Annotated in this window: 2 protein-coding genes; both read right to left on the reverse strand. The window is 64.5% G+C overall.

The features are described from left to right. A partial coding sequence (gene murJ, locus EN994_RS29580) for a murein biosynthesis integral membrane protein MurJ (protein WP_127308060.1) occupies positions 1–962 on the reverse strand: 962 nt, incomplete at its 3' end. A gap of 46 nt (positions 963–1,008) precedes the next feature. Then, on the reverse strand, positions 1,009–1,834 hold an 826-nt coding region (locus EN994_RS29585), incomplete at its 5' end, for an ACT domain-containing protein (RefSeq protein ID WP_127308061.1).

The raw sequence follows: 1,834 nt of genomic DNA on the forward strand, positions 1-1,834 counted from the left end.
GTCAGGAACAGTGTGAACTCGACCGAGCGGTTTTGCAGATTGGCCGCCTCGATCAGATTGCCCGACTTCAGCGCGCGCGACAGTTCGGGCAACAGCACGATGGCGACCGCGACACCGACCACGCCGAGCGGCAACTGGTAGATGCGGTCGGCATAGGCGAGCGAGGACACCGCGCTGTTCTGCGCCGAGGCGATCGCCGTGCCGATCAGCTGGTTGATCTGTGTGATGCCGCCGGTGATGGCCGCCGGCAGCGCCAGGATCAGCAGCCGCTTGACCGCGGGCGTCATTCTGGGACGGCGAAAGCCGATCGAGATGCCGGCATGGCGCACTGCCACCCAGACGATCGCCAGCTGCACCAGTCCGGCGGCAAGCACGCCCCAGGACAGCCCGTAGCCGACTGTGAGGGCATCCGAGCCCTTGTACCAGGCATAGGCGAGCACGCCGATCAGGATGATGTTGAGGAACACCGGCGCCACGGCGGCGGCGAAATAGCGGCGCAGCGAATTCAGCATGCCCGCCATCATCGCGCCCAACGACATGCAGATCAGATAGGGGAACATGATCGTCGCCAGCGTCACCGTGGTGTCGAACTTCCCCGGCGTGCCGGCAAAACCCGGCGCCACCAGATAGCGCACGATCAGCGGCATCGACAATTCCATGATGATGGTCAGCGCCAGCAGCGCCGTGAACAGCACGCCGAACACTTCCTCGGAAAAGCGCTTGGCGCCTTCGGTGCCGTGGGTCTCGATCTCCTTGGCGAACAGCGGCACGAAGGCGGCGTTGAAGGCGCCCTCGGCAAACAGCCGGCGAAAGGTGTTGGGAAACTGGAAGGCGGCGTTGAAGGCATCGGCGACCGGTCCGGTGCCGAGTGCGGCGGCCATCAGCATCTCGCGGCCGAAACCGAGCGCGCGGCTCATCAGCGTGCCGGAAGCGACCGTTGCGAATTTCTTGACGAGGCTCATGCTTTTGGGAACTGCCTGCGGAATTGGGACAAAGTGATGGTCGTTGTCACTCGGCCGCCGCCCTGGACTTGCCGCCGCGTTCGGACACGATGCCTTCGAGCGTTGCCATCAGCCGATTGCGGATGGTGGCGATGCGGGCCGGGTTATCTATCTTCTGGCCAGTGAGATCGGTGACATAGAAAGTGTCGATGACCTTTTCGCCGAAGGTGGTGATGTGGGCCGATGCGATGTCAAGCGACAGGTCGGAAAGCGTTCCGGTGATCTCCGACAGCAGCCCAGGCCGGTCGAGGCCCTCGACCTCGATGACCGAAAAACGATTCGACAGCGTGTTGCGGATTTCGGCACGCGGCGGGATCTTGAACACCTTGGAGCCGCGCCGCGGCTTGGTGCGCTTCTCGATCATTTCCGGCAGCCAGCTCTTGCCCGACAGCACGTCCTCGATCAGCCGGCCGACACGCTCGGCACGCCGGCGCTCGTCCTCGTCGCGGTCGAATTCTCTGCTGATCAGGATCGTGTCGAGCGCACGGCCGTCCGACGTCGTGAAGATCTGCGCGTCGACAATGTTGCCGCCGGCCCCGGCGCACGCCCCGGCGATGACCGAGAGCAGGCGGGGGTGGTCCTGCGCCAGCACGGTGATTTCGGTCACCGCCTCGAACTGGTGGGTCTTGACCATGGTGGCAAGCTTGTTGCCTGACGCGTCAGCCTCACGAATGAATTCGGCATGGCGCAGCTGGTCTGCGAGATCGACGGTCAAAAGGTAATTCTCGTAGTGCTGGCCGACATAGCGCTTGCGGGCCTTGTCCGGCCAGTCGGCAAGCGCCTCGGCCAGACGCTCGCGCGCCGCCGCCGTGCGTTGCGCGCGCGACACTTCC

Origin of the sequence: Mesorhizobium sp. M7A.F.Ca.CA.002.09.1.1, assembly GCF_003998555.1 — a bacterium.
Taxonomy (GTDB): Bacteria; Pseudomonadota; Alphaproteobacteria; order Rhizobiales; family Rhizobiaceae; genus Mesorhizobium; species Mesorhizobium ciceri.